Genomic DNA, 17,084 nt, shown 5'->3' on the forward strand with positions numbered 1-17,084 from the left:
GCATGCGCACATGGGCATGAGCGTGACCATCTCAGCGGCGGGTGAGCACGATGCGGAGCACATCCTCAAACTCCAGTACCTGTGCTACCAGACCGAGGCCGAGCTCTACGGCGACTACGGCATCGAGCCCCTGACCCAGACCCTCGCCGACCTGCGGGAGGAGATCTCCCAGGGGCACGCGCTGGTGGCCAGGCTCGGCGACGAGGTGGTCGCCTCCGTGCGCGGCCGCGTCGACGAGAGCGGCACGGCCAGGATCGCGAAGCTCATCGTGCACCCGCGGATGCAGCGCCACGGACTCGGCGGCCGGCTGCTCGACGCGATCGAGGCGCGTTTCGCCGGAGACCCGGACACCAAGCGGTTCCAGCTCTTCACCGGCCACCGCAGCGAGAGCAACCTGCGCCTCTACCGCAGCCGCGGATACCTACCGGTCTCCACGGAGGAGGTCGGCCCGCGCCTGACGCTGGTCACGCTGGAGAAGGAGCAGACGCCCGGCGCCTTCGCCGCGAGCGCCTAGGCGGCCGCGCTCCGGCTGCGCGCACGGCGCAGCCAGAGCATTCCCGTCACCGGCAGCAGCACCGGGATGAAGAGGTAGCCCATCCCGTACCCGGACCACACCGTCGAGTCGGGGAACGCGGACGGCTCCGCCATCGTCCAGGTCCCCACGATCAGTACGCCCGCGAGCTCGGCGGCGCAGCACACCAGCGCCGCCCTGCGGGCCGTCTCCCCGCCGCGCACCAGGGTGTACGTGATGAACGCGTACACCGCGGCGGCGACGGCCGAGAGCACGTGCGCCAGCGGCGCGCTGCCGAAGTCGGTCAGGATCTGGTAGACGGAGCGCGACACGGCACCGACGGACATCACGCCGTACAGCCACACCAGCAGCAGCCCCGGACCCCGCACCAGCCTGGTCCGCTCGGTCTCCGTCGTGGGCCCGGCCATCGTCAGCCTCCCCAGATGTCGTGGAGCCGTACTTCCAGGACGGCGAGTACGACGGCGCCGGCCGCCACGGTCGCCGAACCCCAGCGGGTGCGCTCCGCCAAGGACAGGAACCCGGCGGCGGGCACCGCGAGCGCGGATCCGATGAGGTACGCCAGGAAAATGGCCGTGCCCTCGTCGGCCTTCTCGCCCCGCGCCAGCTGCACGACTCCGACGACCAGCTGGGCGAGCGCCAGGACGGACACCACGGCCATGCCGATGAAATGCCAGTCCTTGGTCGGCTGATCGCGGTACGCGGCGAATCCGCACCACGAGGCGAGGGCGAGCGCGGTCACGGCGACCGCGATCGTCAGGGCGTCGAGCATGGGCTCGAGCGTATTACGGCGCGAGGGGCGCGCTGCGCGCGACCCCGGCCCGAGGGGCCGGCGACCGCGCCCTAGGGTCGTGGCCATGGAGATCCACGCCGAAGCCCTGCTGTTCGACAACGACGGAACCCTCGTCTCCTCCCTGGAGTCGGTCGACCGCTGCTGGACCAAGTGGGCGCACGAGTACGGAATCACGGCGGAGGACTTCGCCCGCGTCGAGCTGCACGGCCGCCCCGCCGCCGAGATAGCCGCCGACCTGCTGCCCGCCGATGCGGTGCCGGAGGCGGTCGCCCGTATCGAGACCCTGGAGGTCGAGGACGTCGCCGGGTCGGTGGTCGCACTGCCCGGCACGCTCGCGCTCCTCGCGCAGCTGCCGCCCGAGCGGTGGGCCGTCGTCACCTCGGCCACCCGGCGGCTCGCCGAGGCGCGGCTCGACGAGGTGGGCATCACGCCCAAGACGACCGTCGCCGCCGACGACATCACCCGCGGCAAGCCCGACCCGGAGCCGTACCTGCTCGCGGCCCGGCGCCTCGGCGCGGACCCGGCGCGCTGTGTCGTCTTCGAGGACGCCCCGGCCGGGCTGGCCTCGGGGCGTGCCGCCGGCATGCGCACCGTGGCCTTGACCACAACGCATCGCGCCGACGAGCTGGTCGCCGACGTGATCGTGACCGATCTGTCGGCGGTGTCCGTGCAGGTGACGGCGGCCGGCGTGACGATCCGGACCGGAGCGTAAGCGTCCACATAGCGTGCCGGCTGTGTCCGCATAGCGGACGCGGCCGGTTTCCTCGCGTGTGTGTCTGCTTTACTTGCAGCCATGACCACGACGAGCAGCCGCACCCTTGCGACCGAGGCGATCACGACGCCCGGTGCTCGTTGTATGTGTCGAATGTGCGCCTTCTGAGGGTCCCTGACCGCCTCGCGCCCCGAAGCGAGACCGACAGCCGCGCCGCGTCCGATCGTCCCCGCAGCCACGGAGAACGCCCCGGACCGAGCCTGCCCGCGCACGCCTCGCCCCCGGCCACCAGCCGAGAAGGCCGCAGCGCGAAGAGCTGTCTGAAACGAATGCCCCGTGCCCGGCGGACACCGCGCCGCGCACTCGACAGTGACGGAAACCCTGTGATCACCACCAAGGGCCTGACCAAGGTCTACTCATCGCGAGGCCGCGAAGTCACCGCTCTGGACGGCGTCGACCTGCATGTCCGCGAGGGCGAGGTCTTCGGCGTCATCGGCCGCAGCGGCGCCGGGAAGTCCTCGCTCATCCGCTGTGTCAACCTCCTCGAACGCCCCACCTCCGGCACGGTGAGCGTCGACGGCCAGGACCTCACCGCGCTCGCCGGCCGGGGCAGGCGCGCGTCGAAGGAACTGCGCGAGGCCCGCAGCCGTATCGGCATGGTCTTCCAGCACTTCAACCTGCTGTCCTCGCGCACCGTCAAGGACAACGTCGAACTGCCCCTGGAGATCCTCGGCGTGTCCGGCGCCGAGCGTTCCCGCAAGGCGCTCGAACTCCTCGACCTCGTCGGCCTCGCCGACAAGGCCAAGGCGTACCCCGGCCAGCTCTCCGGCGGACAGAAGCAGCGCGTCGGCATCGCCCGCGCCCTCGCCGGAGACCCCAAGGTGCTGCTGTCCGACGAGGCGACCAGCGCCCTCGACCCCGAGACGACCCGCTCGATCCTCCAGCTGCTGCGCGACCTCAACCAGCAGCTCGGACTGACGGTGCTGCTCATCACGCACGAGATGGACGTCGTCAAGACCATCTGCGACTCCGCCGCCCTGATGAAGAAGGGGAAGATCATCGAATCCGGCACGGTGAGCGAACTGCTCGCGACCCCCGGCTCCGAGCTCGCCCAGGAACTGTTCCCGGTGAGCGGCGACGCCTCCGGCCCCGACAGCACCGTCGTCGACGTCACCTTCCACGGCGAGGCCGCCACCCAGCCGGTGATCTCCCAGCTCTCGCGCACGTACAACGTCGACATCTCGATCCTCGGCGCCGCCATGGACACCGTCGGCGGCAAGCAGATCGGCCGGATGCGCATCGAACTCCCCGGCCGCTACGAGGAGAACGTCGTCCCCGTCGGCTTCCTGCGCGAACAAGGCCTCCAGGTCGACGTCGTCGACGCGGACACCGCCGCCGCCATCCCGGCCCAGGCCACCGCACTCGTCGAGGAGGTCGCGAAGTGACCTGGTCCGAGATGCAGCCCCTGCTCACCCAGGGCACGCTCGACACGCTCTACATGGTGCTGTGGTCCACCCTCGTCACCGTCGCCGGCGGACTCCCGCTCGGCGTGCTGCTCGTCCTCACCGACAAGGGCGGACTGCTGCAGAACACCCCGGTGAACAAGGTCGTCGGCGTGATCGTGAACGTCGGCCGCTCGCTGCCGTTCATCATCCTGCTGATCGCGCTGATCCCCTTCACCACCCTGGTCGTCGGCACCTTCATCGGCCCCACCGCGATGATCGTGCCGCTCGCCGTCGGAGCCATCCCCTTCTTCGCCCGGCTCGTCGAGACGGCGGTCCGCGAGGTCGACCACGGGCTCGTCGAGGCTGTCCAGTCCATGGGCGGCTCGATCCCCACCATCGTCCGCAAGGTGCTGCTCCCGCAGGCGCTGCCCTCGCTGGTCGCGGCCGTCACCACCACCGTGATCGTCCTCGTCGGCTACTCGGCGATGGCCGGAGCGGTCGGCGGCGAAGGTCTCGGCTCCAAGGCCGTCACCTACGGCTTCCAGCGCTTCGAGACGCAGTTCATGCTCGTCACCGTCGTGATCCTGATCGCACTCGTGACCGTCGTGCAGCTCGTCGGCGACACAGTCGTGCGGCTGCTGGCCCGCCGCGGACACGCCGCGGGCTGACCCGCGGACGTCCACCCAAACAGCCCGCACTCCTTGTCCGGGCGTTGTTCCACCCATCAGAAAGAGGCACTTTTCGTGCGTAAGAACATCAAGCTCACCGCTGCCGCCGCCGCCACCGCCGCCCTCTCCCTCGGCCTCACCGCCTGCGGCACGGCCTCCGACCCGGGCGCCCAGACCGACTCCGGTGCCAAGGCCGACGCGTCCGAGGCGCTCGTCGTCGCCGCGTCCCCGACGCCGCACGCCGACATCCTGAACTTCGTCAAGGACAAGCTCGCGGCCAAGGAGGGCCTCAAGCTGGAGGTCAAGGAGTTCACGGACTACGTCCTGCCGAACACCGCCACGCAGCAGGGCCAGGTCGACGCGAACTACTTCCAGCACAAGCCGTACCTGGACGACTTCAACAAGAAGAACAAGACGACCATCGTCCCCGTCGTCAACGTCCACCTCGAGCCCCTCGGCCTCTACTCCAATAAGGCCAAGGACATCAAGGACATCAAGGCCGGCCAGACCGTCGCCGTCCCCAACGACACCACCAACGAGGGCCGCGCGCTCAAGCTGCTCGCCGACAACGGTCTGATCACCCTCAAGGCGGGCGCCGGAAACGACGCCAAGCTCTCCGACGTCCAGGACGCCAAGGGCCTGAAGTTCAAGGAGCTGGAGGCCGCCACGCTGCCCCGCGCCCTGAACGACGTCGACGCCGCCGTCATCAACGGCAACTACGCCATCGAGGCCGACCTCGAGCCCGCCTCGGACTCCCTGGTGCTGGAGAAGGCCGAGGGCAACCCGTACGCCAACTTCCTCGCCGTCAAGGACGGCAACGAGGACGACCCGCGCGTGCGGAAGCTCGCGAAGCTCCTGAACTCGCCCGAGGTGAAGAAGTTCATCGAGGACACGTACCAGGGCTCCGTCGTCGCCGCCCCCGGCGCGGCCAAGTAGTCACGGCGCCACGCCACTTGACGTCGGCCCCGGGCGCCTACCAAGGTGCGCGGGGCCGCGTCGTACCTGCACCCGGCCATGCACAGCCGGCAGCCGATGTTGCATGCTGTGCCTTTACGGCTACGCCCACACGGCAACGACCCTTTCGACGGTCCTGGCATGGAGCAGTGCATGACTCACACCTTCCCGGACGTGTCCATCAGCACGGAGCGGTTGGTGCTGCGCCCCTTGGAGGACGCCGACATCCCGGCTTTCACCGAGATGATGAACGACGAGCTGACCACGGCCTGGACGTCGGTGCCTCACCCCTACACGGCGCAGGACGCCGAGGACTGGGTGCGCAGGATCGCTCCTGCTGAACGAACCACGGGCCGTGGCATCGTCCTCGCCGTGACCGAGTTCCTCACCCAGCGGCTCGTCGGCACCGTCCACCTGCGGAACACCGACTGGCGCACGCTCGCCACCGAGGTCGCCTACGTCACCGCGCCCTGGGCGCGCGGCGAGGGCTACGCCACCGAATCCGTCCTCGCCGTCGCCCAGTGGCTTTTCCGCAACCAGCGGTTCGAGCGCATGGAGCTGCGTACGGCCGCCGACAACACCGCCTCCCAGCAGGTCGCCCAGAAGATCGGCTGCATCAGCGAAGGCGTCCTGCGCAACGCCTGGATAGTGCGCGCCCAGACGGAGGACGGCGCCTGGACCGACGTCCGCACCGACCTGATCGTGTGGAGCCTGCTCCCCGAGGACCTGGAGGCCGACCGCCTGGCCGAGGCCGGCTACGCCTCCTACACCGACTGGAACTGAGGCCGCCGGCTCCCGCCTCCCGGGCACGGAGGCACACCCTCACCGCCCACGAACCGCTCCGGGTACGCTCACGAGGCGACCCCACGAGGCGTCGCACATCCGCGGAAGCACCCTCGACCTGCAACAACTCCAGGAGACTGACGAGATGGCCGACCGGGTCACGGTGATCGGCTGGGACGGCTCACCGCTCACCCAGGCGGCCAGGTCCGCGCTGTCGGCCGCGACCCTGGTCGCCGGCGCCGCCCACCACCTGGCCCTGCCCGAAGTCCCGCCCCGCGCCGAACGCATCCGCCTCGGCAGCGTCGACCTCGCCGCCCGGCGCATCGCGGGCCACCGCGGCAGCGCGGTCGTGCTCGCCGACGGCGACCCCGGGTTCTTCGGCGTCGTCCGCACGCTGCGCGCGCCGGAGCACGGCCTGGAGGTCGAGGTCGTCCCCGCCGTCTCGTCCGTGGCCACCGCCTTCGCCCGGGCCGGCATGCCGTGGGACGACGCCCGGATCGTCGTCGCCCACCGCCGCACACTGCGCCGCGCCGTCAACGTGTGCCGGGCCCACACGAAGGTCGCCGTCCTCACCTCCCCGGGCGCGGGCCCCGCCGAACTCGCCCTCCTCCTCGACGGAGTGCACCGCACCTTCGTCATCTGCGAGGAACTGGGCACCACCCGCGAACAGGTCACCGTCCTCACCTCCGACAAGGTCGCCGACCTTGTGTGGCGCGACCCCAACGTCGTCATCGTCATCGGCGGAGCAGGCCGCCTCACCGCCGCCTCCGGTACCGGATCCGGCTGGATCGCCGGCCACGAACCGGGCTATCCGCCGGAGCTGCGCGGCTGGGCCCTGCCGCCCGCCGACCCGCAGGCGCCGCAGGCCGGTGAAGGCGAGTACGCGGGGCTGCGCGCCGCCCAGCTGGCCCGTCTCGGCCCCCGCGTCGGCGACCTCGTGTGGGACATCGGCTCCGGCGGCGGCGCGCTCGCGGCCGAGGCCGCCCGCTTCGGAGCCGCGGTCATCGCGGTCGACGCCGACCCGGACGCCTGCCGCCGCAGCGAGAGCGAGGCACGGCGTCTGGGCGTCCAGCTCCAGGTCGTCCAGGGCCGCGCCCCGCACGTACTGGAACGGCTGCCCGAACCGGACGTCGTACGCATCGGGGGCGGGGGAGTGCCCGTCGTCACGGCGGTCGCCGACCGCAGGCCCCAGCGCATCGTCACCCACGCCTCCACCCGCGACGAGGCGGAGGCGATCGGCGCGGCCCTGGCGGCCGGGGGCTACGACGTCGAATGCGCGCTGCTCCAGGCCGTCGAACTGGACACCGCCGACTGGACGGAGCGCGAACGCACCGTCGTCTTCCTGCTCTGCGGCCGCCACCCGGAGCCCCGCGCGTAGACCCGCCCGCTCTCGGCGAACCCCGGCCCACGCCTCCTGCCGCGGACGGTGGGAGGTAGGCTGGCCGATCGTTGTACCGCAGCCGGGCGTTCGCCGATTGGTTCGTCAATGTCCGGAAAAGGGAGTCACTTTGGCTCCCGTTTGTGGTACGTCGGAACCTGGGGGGCGCGCGACGTGGCGCAGCCCACAGCGGTCGGCGGCGGATCTTGCTGCCATGGTGGCGAACGACGGCGACAATGCTTGGGTCCGGGGTCGATCGTGCCGCGCGGCGCACACGCTCGTTGTTGTTCACGGGCGTCAGGTGTGCCGGTCGGGCGTCCCGGGCGATGGGCGAAGGAGCAAACCGATGGGCGAGGGGAACGCATGACTGACACCGGCCAGATCCCGGGCGAGGGGCTGCCGGAGAACGCAGGCATGGTGGAGCAGCCGGGCGTCCCCGCCCCCGGCGCGTACACCTACCTCGAACCCTCCGAGCACACCTCCGAAGAGGACGACCTCCTGCTGATGCCGGGAGCCCAGGGAGCCTGGAGCGACCCGCAGCAGGTGCCGATGGCGCAGGCGCCACAGGCGCACGGAGCACCCGCCGCCGACCAGTACGCGGCGGCGCCCGTCTCCGTTCAGCCGATGGACCGTCAGGACGCCGCTGCGCAGCACGGAAGCGGCGCGTACCAGGTGGACTACCAGGCGGCGGGGTACGCCACGCACGAGTACCCGGCCGCGCCCGGGGTCCCGCAGCCCGTCGGGCAGGAAGCGGCGCCCGAGCCGGCGCCCGCCCCCGAGTTCGTCGAGGTCACCCCCACGCCGGTGGCCGGCGCCGCCGCGTACGCGCAGGGGGCGCAGCCGCACGACTCCCAGGCGCAGCTGCCGCAGGAGCAGCCCGCGTTCCAGGAAGCGGAACTCCAGCAGGCAGCGCCGGTCCACGCGCAGGACGCCCCCGCACAGGACGTCCACGCGCTCGGGGCCGAGGGCGCTCCGCTGTCCGGCGCACCGTCGCAGCAGGTGTCCCAGGAGGGCTTGCCGCAGGAGCCGGTGGCGCAGGTCCAGGGCACCATGTCCGTCGTGCCCGGCGTGGCGCCGGGCGACCATGTGCCCGAGGCGGCCCACGGCGCCCACGCCGCGCCGGCCGGCGCCGACGCGCACACCCCCGTCATGGTCGACGCCCCGGCCCCGGCCGGGGAGGCCGCCCACGCCGCTCCGCAGGAGGCCGTCGCCGCGCCCGCGCCGGAGTACGCGGCCGCGGCGCAGCAGACGCCGCACGAGACCGGCGCCCACGAGGCCGGCGGCCGGGACTCCGGTTCCGTCGACCTGGGAGCCGTACGGATGCCCGCGGCCGCCACCTCCGCCATGCCGACGCCGCCGCCCGCGCGCCGCCCGCTCCACATGGGGCCGCCGGTGCCCGAGCCCAACAGCGGCGTAGTGCGCTCGCTCGCCGACCGAGGACCCGCGGGGACCCCGCCGCACCCGATGGTCGTACGGCCCGCCCCGGCGCAGGCCGCCGCGACGGGCGTGGAATACCTCGACGTTCCGGGCGAGGAGCACGCTGCCGGGCTTCCGGGCCCTCAGCTCGGCGACATCCCGCCGCAGCCCGGCGCGCCCTGGGACCCGCAGCCGCCGCACGAGCAGGCGCAGCACGCCCCGGCGGCATCGGCAGAAACGGTCGTCCCCGAGGCGGTCGCCGAGCCGGTGACCGCGCAGGCCGACGCCGGTGCGGAGACGGCCGAAGGCGCCGAGGAGAGCGTGAACGCGACCGCGCAGGAAGCCACCGTGCCCGCTCCGCGCGCCGGCGGCTCCGAGCCGCCGCAGCCCGCGGAGACAGCGGCGGAGGCCGTGGAGCCCGTGGAGACAGCGGCGGAGGCCGTGGAGGCGGCGACGGAGACCACCGCGGAGGCCGCGGCCGCCGAGAGCACCGAGCCCGCGACGGAGGCCGGCGTGGAAGAGCCTGTGGCGCAGGCCACGGAGGACGCCGGGCCGTCCGAGGCCGACGAGCCCGCTGAGGCCGAGCCCGTGACCGCCCCGGAGTCCGCTGCGGCGGAGACCGAGCAGGTCGCCGCCGCCGAGGCACCGGCAGCACAGGCCGAGTCCGCCGGCGCACAGGAGGCCGAAGCGTCCCCCGAACCGGCGGACTCCTCGGCCGAAGCGGCCCCCGAGGTCGCGGCGGAGGCGGCTCCGGAGCAGGCGACCGAGCAGGCGCCCGTGCCCGAGGACACCCCCGCGCCGCAGAACGCCGAGACCGCGGAGCCCGGGGGCGACACCGCCGAGCCCGTCGCGGCCGATGCCGTCGCCGCCGATGCCGGTGCCGCTGAAGGCCGCCCCGAGCCCGCCGCCGAGAACGCCCCCGAGGCCGACGCCGCGCCCGGCACCCCCGAGCCCGCCGCGCCCGCGACCGCCCCCGAGGCCGACGCCGTGACCGCCCCCGCGCCCGGCTACGACGACGCCGAACGCGAGGCCGTCCTGCGTGTCATGCGCGAACGGCGTGACATCCGCAACGGCTTCCGCAGCGACCCCATCCCGCACGAGGTCCTCCTGCGCGTCCTCGAAGCCGCGCACACCGCGCCGAGCGTCGGCCACTCCCAGCCCTGGGACTTCGTGGTCATCCGCTCGGCCGAGACGCGCCGCACGATGCACGAACTGGCCCAGCGCCAGCGCGAGGCGTACGCCAAGTCGCTGCCCAAGGGGCGGGCCAAGCAGTTCAAGGAACTGAAGATCGAGGCCATCCTCGACACCCCGGTGAACATCGTGGTCACCGCCGATCCCACCCGCGGCGGCCGCCACACCCTGGGCCGCCACACGCAGCCGCAGATGGCGCCCTACTCCTCGGCCCTCGCCGTCGAGAACCTGTGGCTCGCCGCGCGCGCCGAGGGACTGGGCGTCGGCTGGGTCTCCTTCTTCGACGAGCGCGAGATGGTCCGTACGCTCGGCCTGCCCGAGCACCTCGAAGTCGTCGCGTACCTCTGCGTGGGCTACGTCGACGAGTTCCCCGAGGAGCCCGAGCTGATGCAGGCGGGCTGGTCCAAGCGCCGCCCGCTGTCGTGGGTCGTCCACGAGGAGACGTACGGCCGTCGTGCGCTGCCCGGGGAGGAGCCGCACGACCTGCTCCAGGAGACCGTCACCAACATCCGCCCGCTGGACGCCAAGGCGCTCGGCGAGGCGTGGGAGCGCCAGAAGCGGATGACCAAGCCGGCCGGCGCGCTCGGCATGCTGGAGATCATCTCCGCACAGCTCAGCGGCCTGTCCCGGATGTGCCCGCCCCCGATCCCGGAGCCGGCGGCGGTCGCCATCTTCGCGGGTGACCACGGCGTGCACGCCCAGGGCGTCACGGCCTGGCCGCAGGAGGTCACCGGCCAGATGGTCGCTAACTTCCTCGGCGGGGGAGCGGTCTGCAACGCCTTCGCGAACCAGGTCGGCGCCGAGGTCTGCGTGATCGACGTGGGCGTGGCCTCCGACCTGCCCGCCACCCCGGGGCTGCTGCCGCGCAAGGTCCGGCCCGGCACGGCCGACTTCACCACCGGCCCCGCGCTGACCCGCGACGAGGTGGTCGCCGCGATCGAGGTCGGCATCGAGACGGCCCGCGACCTGGTGGCCGCCGGCAACAAGGCGCTGCTGACCGGCGAGATGGGCATCGCCAACACGACCACGTCCGCGGCCCTCATCGCCGTCTACACGGACGCCGACCCGGCGGAGATCACCGGCCGCGGCACCGGCATCAACGACGAGATGCACGCCCGCAAGGTCGACGTCGTGCGCCGCGCGCTCGAACTCCACCAGCCCGACCCCGCCGACCCCATCGGCGTGCTGTCGGCCGTGGGCGGCCTGGAGCACTGCGCACTCGTCGGCCTCATCCTCGGCGGTGCGTCGCTGCGCACGCCGGTCGTCCTCGACGGCGTGAGCACCGGCGCGGCGGCCCTGGTCGCCCGCGCCATCGCCCCCGAGGCGCTGGCCGCGTGCATCGCGGGACACCGCAGCGCCGAGCCGGGCCATGTGGCCGCGCTCAACAAGCTGGGCCTGCGCCCGCTCGTCGACCTCGACCTCCGCCTCGGCGAGGGCACGGGCGCGCTGCTGGCGCTTCCCGTCGTCCAGAGCGCGGCACGCGCCATGCACGAGGTCGCCACGTTCGACTCGGCCGGCGTCACGGAGAAGTAGCGCACCGGCCCGGGCGTCCCGCGGGACGCCCGGGCCGGGTACACGGCCGGCAACGGCCACACCCCCGGCCACGGAACCGACAGGGACGCTTCCGGGCCACGGCGCGCGGTCGGGGCCGGGTACGGCGCCGGGCCACGGAACCGTACCCTGGTGCCAGCAGCGCCCCCACCAGCCGCTTCACCGCCGCAGCGGCCCCCGCACACGCACCACCCGCACGAGGAGCCGCACCGCCATGCCCGAGCCCGCCGAGCACCCCGCCTACCCTGTCGGACTGCGCCTGACCGGGCGGCGTGTCGTCGTCATCGGCGGCGGCCAGGTCGCCCAGCGCCGCCTCCCGGCCCTCGTCGCGGCCGGTGCCGACGTCACGCTGGTCTCACCGTCCGCGACCCCGTCCGTCGAGGCGATGGCCGAGTCGGGCGAGATCACCTGGACGCGGCGGCGGTACGAGGACGGCGACATCGCCGACGCCTGGTACGCCCTCGTCGCCACCAGCGACCCCGACGCCAACGCCCGCGCCTCGGCCGAGGCCGAGCGCACCAAGACCTGGTGCGTCCGCAGCGACGACGCCGAGGCCGCCACCGCATGGACCCCGGCCACCGGCCGCAGCGAGGGCGTCACGGTCGCCGTGCTCACCGGCCGCGACCCGCGCCGCTCGGCGGCCGTGCGGGACGCCATCGTCGAGGGCCTGCGCGACGGCAGCATCGCCGCACCGCACCGCCGCACCCGAGCCCCGTTCGTCGCCCTCGTCGGCGGCGGCCCCGGCGATCCGGATCTGATCACGGTGCGCGGCCGTCGTCTGCTCGCCGACGCCGACGTCGTCATCGCCGACCGCCTCGGACCGCGCGACCTGCTCGACGAACTCCCGCCGCACGTCGAGGTGATCGACGCGGCCAAGATCCCGTACGGCCGCTTCATGGCGCAGGAGGCCATCAACAACGCGCTCATCGAGCACGCGAAGGCCGGCAAGTCCGTCGTACGGCTCAAGGGCGGCGACCCGTTCGTCTTCGGCCGGGGCATGGAGGAGGCGCAGGCCCTCGCGGCGGCGGGCATCCCCTGCACGGTCGTGCCCGGCATCTCCAGCTCGATCTCGGTGCCGTCGGCGGCGGGCATCCCGGTCACCCACCGGGGGGTCGCCCACGAGTTCACCGTCGTGAGCGGGCATGTCGCGCCCGACGACCCGCGGTCGCTCGTCGACTGGCAGTCCCTGGCCAAACTGACCGGCACCCTCGTGATCCTCATGGGCGTCGACAAGATCGGCGCCATCGCCCAGGCGCTCGTCACCCATGGCAAGGCGCCGGAGACCCCGGTCGCCCTGGTGCAGGAGGGCACGACCGCCGCCCAGCGCCGCGTCGACGCGACGCTCGCCACGGTCGCCGAGGCCGTACGGGCCAACGAGGTGCGGCCGCCGGCCGTCATCGTCATCGGCGATGTCGTCGGCGTCGGCGTCCCGCCGATCAAGTAACTCGCGGTAACAGAACTCCGCGCGAGCCGTTGGCACCGCACCACCGAGAAGGCAGTATCACCCCGTGGCTGAACTCATCACCGTCGACGACCCCGACGACCCGCGCCTGGCCGACTACACCGGCCTGACCGACGTCGAACTGCGGCGCAGGCGCGAGCCCGCCGAGGGACTGTTCATCGCCGAGGGCGAGAAGGTGATCCGCAGAGCCCGGCAGGCCGGTTACGAGATGCGGTCGATGCTGCTGTCCGCCAAGTGGGTCGACGTCATGCGCGACGTGATCGACGAGGTCCCCGCGCCCGTGTACGCCATCGACCCGGGCCTGGCCGAACGGGTCACCGGCTACCACGTGCACCGCGGCGCGCTCGCCTCCATGCAGCGCAAGCCCCTGCCGGCGGCCGGGGACCTGCTGGGCGAGGCCCGCAGGGTGGCCGTCATGGAGTCGGTCAACGACCACACCAACATCGGCGCCATCTTCCGCAGCGCCGCCGCCCTCGGCATGGACGCCGTGCTCCTCTCCCCGGACTGCGCGGACCCGCTCTACCGGCGGTCCGTGAAGGTGTCCATGGGCGCGGTCTTCTCGGTCCCCTACGCCCGCCTCGACAGCTGGCCGAAGGGCCTCGAAGCGGTCCGCGAGGCCGGGTTCAAGCTGCTTGCCCTCACCCCCGACGAGAAGGCGTCCTCCATCGACGAGGCGGCCCCGCACCGGCTGGAGCGGGTCGCCCTGATGCTGGGCGCCGAGGGCGAGGGCCTGTCGGCCAAGGCATTGAGGGCCGCCGACGAGTGGGTGCGCATCCCCATGGCACACGGAGTCGACTCGCTCAACGTGGGCGCGGCGGCCGCGGTCGCGTTCTACGCGGTGGCGACCGGGCGCCCCGGAGCCTGACCTACAGCTGCTGCGCGGCGGCGATGCCCAGCGCCACGATCAGCGTCACCACGAAGAAGACGACGATCCGCTGCCGCAGCAGCCGCGGATTGGCGGGCCGCCGGCCCGCCGACGTCGTACGCACCCCCGGCCGCGTCCCGTTCTGACGGCCGTTCGTCCTGCCGTTCGTACGGCCCGTGCCGCGCCCGGTGTTGCGGGCCTGCGGCGGCCGGGAGCCGCCGCCCGTGCGGGACGGCGGCTGCGGCCGCTGCGCCGACGAGCCGCCCGTGCGCCGTTCCAGGCGCTCGGTCCGCTCCGTGCGCTCGGTGTAGCGCGAGGTCGGCCGGTCGATCTCCACCCGCTCCCGCTGCACGGGCGGCCGGACGTCGTGCAGGCCCTGTGCCTCCCTGGCGGCGATCTCCTTGAGGCGCATGGACAGCTGCAGGGTGCTCGGCCGTTCCTCGGGATCCTTCTCCAGGCAGGCGGCCACCAGCGGGGCCAGCGCGTCCGGCACGCCCTGCAGCTGCGGCTCCTCGTGCACCACGCGATACAGCATCACCTCGGAACTGCCGTGCCCGAAGGGCGAGTCGCCCATCGCCGCGTACGCGAGCGTCGCACCGAGCGCGAAGACGTCCGTGGCGGGTGTGACGACGGCGCCGCGCACCTGCTCGGGCGCCAGGAAGCCGGGGGAGCCCACCGCCGTGCCCACGTGCGTGAGCGTGCTCGCCCCGGTCGCCCAGGCGATGCCGAAGTCGATGATCCGGGGCCCCTTGGGCGACAGCAGGATGTTCGACGGCTTCAGATCACGGTGGACCACGCCGGCCTCGTGGACCGCGACGAGACCCTCCGAGAGCGCCGCCCCGACCGCGGCGACGTCGGCGGCCCGCAACGGACCCTCCTCGGCCACCTTGTCGTGCAGGGACGGGCCGGGGACGTACTGCGTGGCGAACCAGGGGCGGTCCGCCTCCAGGTCCGCGGCCACCAGCCGGGCCGTGCAGCCGCCGCGGATGCGCCGCGCCGCCGAGACCTCCCGGGCGAACCGCGACCGGAACTCCTGGTCCTCCGCGAGATCCGGCCGGATCACCTTCAGCGCGACCCGCTGGCCGCGGCGGTCGGACCCCAGATAGACGACACCCATGCCGCCCGCGCCGAGCCGCCGGTGAAGCCTGAACGAGCCGACGACACGCGGGTCCTCGCGCCGGAGCCGCATCATCGCCATTGTCCGTCCCCTACCTACGGTGGGAGGCCCCACCCCGCTGCCCGGTCGTCCGTTTGACGTGCCACAGCTTACGTACCGCCGCGCCGGTGTGCTCATAGGCCGCGCCCTCGCGCCCGGATCGATTGTCAGTGCCGGGTGGGAAACTTGAGGAGTGGTCAGGGGAGGCCGGATCCGTCCCCCCGGACCCGTGCGCGATCTCAACGGTCAGTCGCAGAAGGGGGATTGGATCAATGAAGGGCGACCGGGTGGAAATCGTCGTGGACGCGGGAGACACGACACGTACGTACGAAGTGGTGGCAAGCCGGGCGGGCCGCCGGGTGGAGACGGCGGTGCGCAGAGGGGTGGTGGAAGTGAGCGAAGTCACCAGATCGGGCACGGTCGTGCGCACGGCGCGTTTCATGGCCAACCGCGTGCTGGCGCTGGTCGAGCAGCCGGTTCCGCGCGACGACGACGCCGATGGGGAGCGTCCCCTCCGGGAAGTCCCCAAGTCGTAGGTCCGCATCTCCACCCAGGGGAGTACACGACCGGGAGGCGGCTCATCCTCCGGGAGGCCCGGCAATCGGTACGCGGGCATGACGTCCGGGCCCCGCCGTTTCCCTAATGTTGATGTCAAGCGGCGGGTGCAGCACTCGTCCCCCGAGGTCAGACACTCGCCGCTGCCAACCACGACAGGAGAGGGACCATGGCGGACACGGCATCGCGCAAGGCCTACGCCGGGCTCGGCGTCCGTCCCTCCGGCACGCGCCACCCTCTGGTGGCGACGGCCATGGTCCTTCCCCTCGCGGCACTGCTGGTGGTCGTCTTCGGCGGCTGGGATGCGGTGGTCACACAGGCGTCGTCCGTGGGCGTGATGCTGGGGCGCTGAAGAGCGCCCCGGGCCCGGAAGAGCGGTCCGGGTCGGGGACATCCGGCCAACAACCCCGTGGGGACGGGGGTGCGGCGGACGGCAGCGTTTGGCCGGTCAGCTGGGGAGCTGACCGGCCATCGCGCATGTCGGGCGACATCGAGCCCCTCCGGCGTTCGAGGCGCGGGGGTGCGGAGGCGGAGCCCCGGTTTCGGCAGGGGGCGGGACAAGCCCCGTGCAGCGGCCCGGCGCGATTACGCTCCACGACGTGACCGCCCTACTCGTCCGCATCCTGGCCACCGTCGCCCGCGACGCCGCCCACCGCGCCACCCCTGGCGGCGCCCCCTGCCCGGCCTGCGGCGCCGGAGGCGCCCCCATGGACGGCGAGACGCTCGCCGACCGCCCCGACGGCACCGTCGTACGGCACGGCGAGGCTGTCGCCAAGGCGCACGCCCCCGAGACCGACCCGGTCGCCCACCGCGCCCGTCTCGCCCTGGCCGCCCATCCGGCGCTGGCGGGCATCCTCCTGCCGCCGCTGCCGCCTCCAGCAGGCGTACTCCCGCAGCTCCGCCCCGTCACGGCCTGGCCCTACGGCGTCCCCGTCGACCCCGCCGACCCCGACGCGGCCCCATGGGAGGAGGCGGGCGTCCTCCTCGCCCGGCTGCACGGCGTCGAGACCGCCGGCCTTCCCGGCCCGCTGCCACCCATGCGCGGCCCCGCCAAGGCCGCGGCCGCCATGGCGCGCATGGAGGCCGCCGCGGGCGACCACCCCGCCGCGCCCGCGGTCCGGCGCGCCTGGGAGCGCCTCCCCGCGTGGGCCAGAGGCGAGGGATTCCCCGGCGCGCCGAACCGTGGCCCCCGCACCCTCTGCCACGGCGACCTGCACCTCGGCCAGCTCGTACGCCACCCCGTCCCCGACGGCCCCTGGCTGCTCATCGACGTCGACGACCTCGGCCTCGGCGACCCCGCCTGGGACCTGGCCCGCCCCGCGGCCTGGTACGCGGCCGGCCTGCTGCCCCCACAGATCTGGCAGCGCTTCCTCGGCGCCTACACGGCCGCGCACGGCCCGGCGGTCCCGTCCCACTGCGACGACCCCTGGCCCCAACTCGACGTGCCCGCCCGGGCGCTCACCGTCCAGACCGCCGCGCTCGCCCTCGCGAAGTCCGCCGCCGAAGGCCGGCAACCGGACGACGTGGAAAGCGCGGTGATCGACACTTGTGCCCGAATCGGCACACTCCCGCCCGAGTTGGCGTGCGAACCCTCGTCATAGGGTGAAGTCCTCGTCGCCGGGCATG

The 17,084-nt window shown here is 73.3% G+C and carries 16 protein-coding genes; 13 read left to right on the forward strand and 3 right to left on the reverse strand.

The window, feature by feature from the left end; all coding sequences use genetic code 11:
* The first annotated feature begins 10 nt into the window (after positions 1-10).
* Entirely contained in the window at positions 11-514 is a 504-nt protein-coding gene (locus QFZ82_RS31615; RefSeq protein ID WP_307716386.1) for a GNAT family N-acetyltransferase, read from the forward strand.
* On the opposite strand, the gene QFZ82_RS31620 is transcribed toward QFZ82_RS31615, so the two are convergent.
* Positions 511-939, reverse strand: a complete 429-nt coding sequence (locus tag QFZ82_RS31620; RefSeq protein ID WP_307716387.1) for a hypothetical protein — start codon at positions 937-939, stop codon at positions 511-513. The two genes, QFZ82_RS31615 and QFZ82_RS31620, sit on opposite strands and share 4 nt — an antisense overlap.
* A gap of 2 nt (positions 940-941) precedes the next feature.
* Complete coding sequence (locus QFZ82_RS31625; protein ID WP_307716388.1) at positions 942-1,301, reverse strand: hypothetical protein; 360 nt, start codon at positions 1,299-1,301, stop codon at positions 942-944.
* Between the two features lie 85 nt (positions 1,302-1,386).
* On the opposite strand from QFZ82_RS31625, the gene QFZ82_RS31630 reads away from it, so the two are divergent.
* From QFZ82_RS31630 to QFZ82_RS31670, 9 genes are all read left to right on the forward strand, one after another.
* Positions 1,387-2,034, forward strand: coding sequence for an HAD family hydrolase (locus QFZ82_RS31630; protein ID WP_307716389.1), 648 nt, complete (start codon positions 1,387-1,389; stop codon positions 2,032-2,034).
* A gap of 383 nt (positions 2,035-2,417) precedes the next feature.
* The gene (locus QFZ82_RS31635) at positions 2,418-3,479 is read left to right on the forward strand and encodes a methionine ABC transporter ATP-binding protein (RefSeq protein ID WP_307716390.1); all 1,062 of its coding nucleotides are present in this window, start codon (positions 2,418-2,420) and stop codon (positions 3,477-3,479) included.
* Positions 3,476-4,147, forward strand: a complete 672-nt coding sequence (locus QFZ82_RS31640; protein ID WP_307716391.1) for a methionine ABC transporter permease — start codon at positions 3,476-3,478, stop codon at positions 4,145-4,147. The genes QFZ82_RS31635 and QFZ82_RS31640 overlap by 4 nt, the downstream gene beginning before the upstream one ends.
* 75 nt (positions 4,148-4,222) lie before the next feature.
* Positions 4,223-5,083, forward strand: coding sequence for a MetQ/NlpA family ABC transporter substrate-binding protein (locus QFZ82_RS31645; protein ID WP_307716392.1), 861 nt, complete (start codon positions 4,223-4,225; stop codon positions 5,081-5,083).
* 171 nt (positions 5,084-5,254) lie between these two features.
* Entirely contained in the window at positions 5,255-5,884 is a 630-nt protein-coding gene (locus tag QFZ82_RS31650) for a GNAT family N-acetyltransferase (protein ID WP_307716393.1), read from the forward strand.
* A gap of 145 nt (positions 5,885-6,029) precedes the next feature.
* Positions 6,030-7,262 carry a precorrin-6y C5,15-methyltransferase (decarboxylating) subunit CbiE gene (gene cbiE, locus QFZ82_RS31655; protein ID WP_307716394.1) on the forward strand — a complete coding sequence of 411 codons (1,233 nt, stop codon included), beginning with the start codon at positions 6,030-6,032 and terminating at the stop codon, positions 7,260-7,262.
* Between the two features lie 363 nt (positions 7,263-7,625).
* Positions 7,626-11,402: a nicotinate-nucleotide--dimethylbenzimidazole phosphoribosyltransferase gene (cobT, locus tag QFZ82_RS31660; RefSeq protein ID WP_307716395.1), complete on the forward strand. Its 3,777-nt coding sequence runs from the start codon at positions 7,626-7,628 to the stop codon at positions 11,400-11,402.
* A gap of 232 nt (positions 11,403-11,634) precedes the next feature.
* A complete protein-coding gene (cobA, locus tag QFZ82_RS31665; RefSeq protein WP_177153638.1) occupies positions 11,635-12,864 on the forward strand; it encodes a uroporphyrinogen-III C-methyltransferase in 1,230 nt (409 codons plus the stop codon).
* 64 nt (positions 12,865-12,928) lie between these two features.
* Positions 12,929-13,747, forward strand: coding sequence for an RNA methyltransferase (locus QFZ82_RS31670; protein ID WP_307716396.1), 819 nt, complete (start codon positions 12,929-12,931; stop codon positions 13,745-13,747).
* Position 13,748: 1 nt separating this feature from the next.
* On the opposite strand, the gene QFZ82_RS31675 is transcribed toward QFZ82_RS31670, so the two are convergent.
* Positions 13,749-14,945: a serine/threonine-protein kinase gene (locus QFZ82_RS31675; protein ID WP_307716397.1), complete on the reverse strand. Its 1,197-nt coding sequence runs from the start codon at positions 14,943-14,945 to the stop codon at positions 13,749-13,751.
* 230 nt (positions 14,946-15,175) lie between these two features.
* On the opposite strand from QFZ82_RS31675, the gene QFZ82_RS31680 reads away from it, so the two are divergent.
* The 3 genes from QFZ82_RS31680 (at position 15,176) to QFZ82_RS31690 (ending at position 17,059) form a co-directional block, all read left to right on the forward strand.
* On the forward strand, positions 15,176-15,439 hold the full coding sequence (locus QFZ82_RS31680; RefSeq protein ID WP_307716398.1) for a hypothetical protein: 264 nt from the start codon (positions 15,176-15,178) through the stop codon (positions 15,437-15,439).
* A gap of 188 nt (positions 15,440-15,627) precedes the next feature.
* Positions 15,628-15,810, forward strand: a complete 183-nt coding sequence (locus QFZ82_RS31685) for a hypothetical protein (RefSeq protein ID WP_215183029.1) — start codon at positions 15,628-15,630, stop codon at positions 15,808-15,810.
* Between the two features lie 247 nt (positions 15,811-16,057).
* A complete protein-coding gene (locus QFZ82_RS31690; protein WP_307716399.1) occupies positions 16,058-17,059 on the forward strand; it encodes a phosphotransferase family protein in 1,002 nt (333 codons plus the stop codon).
* The last annotated feature ends 25 nt before the right edge of the window (positions 17,060-17,084 follow it).

Source organism: Streptomyces sp. V4I23 (genome assembly GCF_030817975.1).
Taxonomy (GTDB): Bacteria; Actinomycetota; Actinomycetes; order Streptomycetales; family Streptomycetaceae; genus Streptomyces.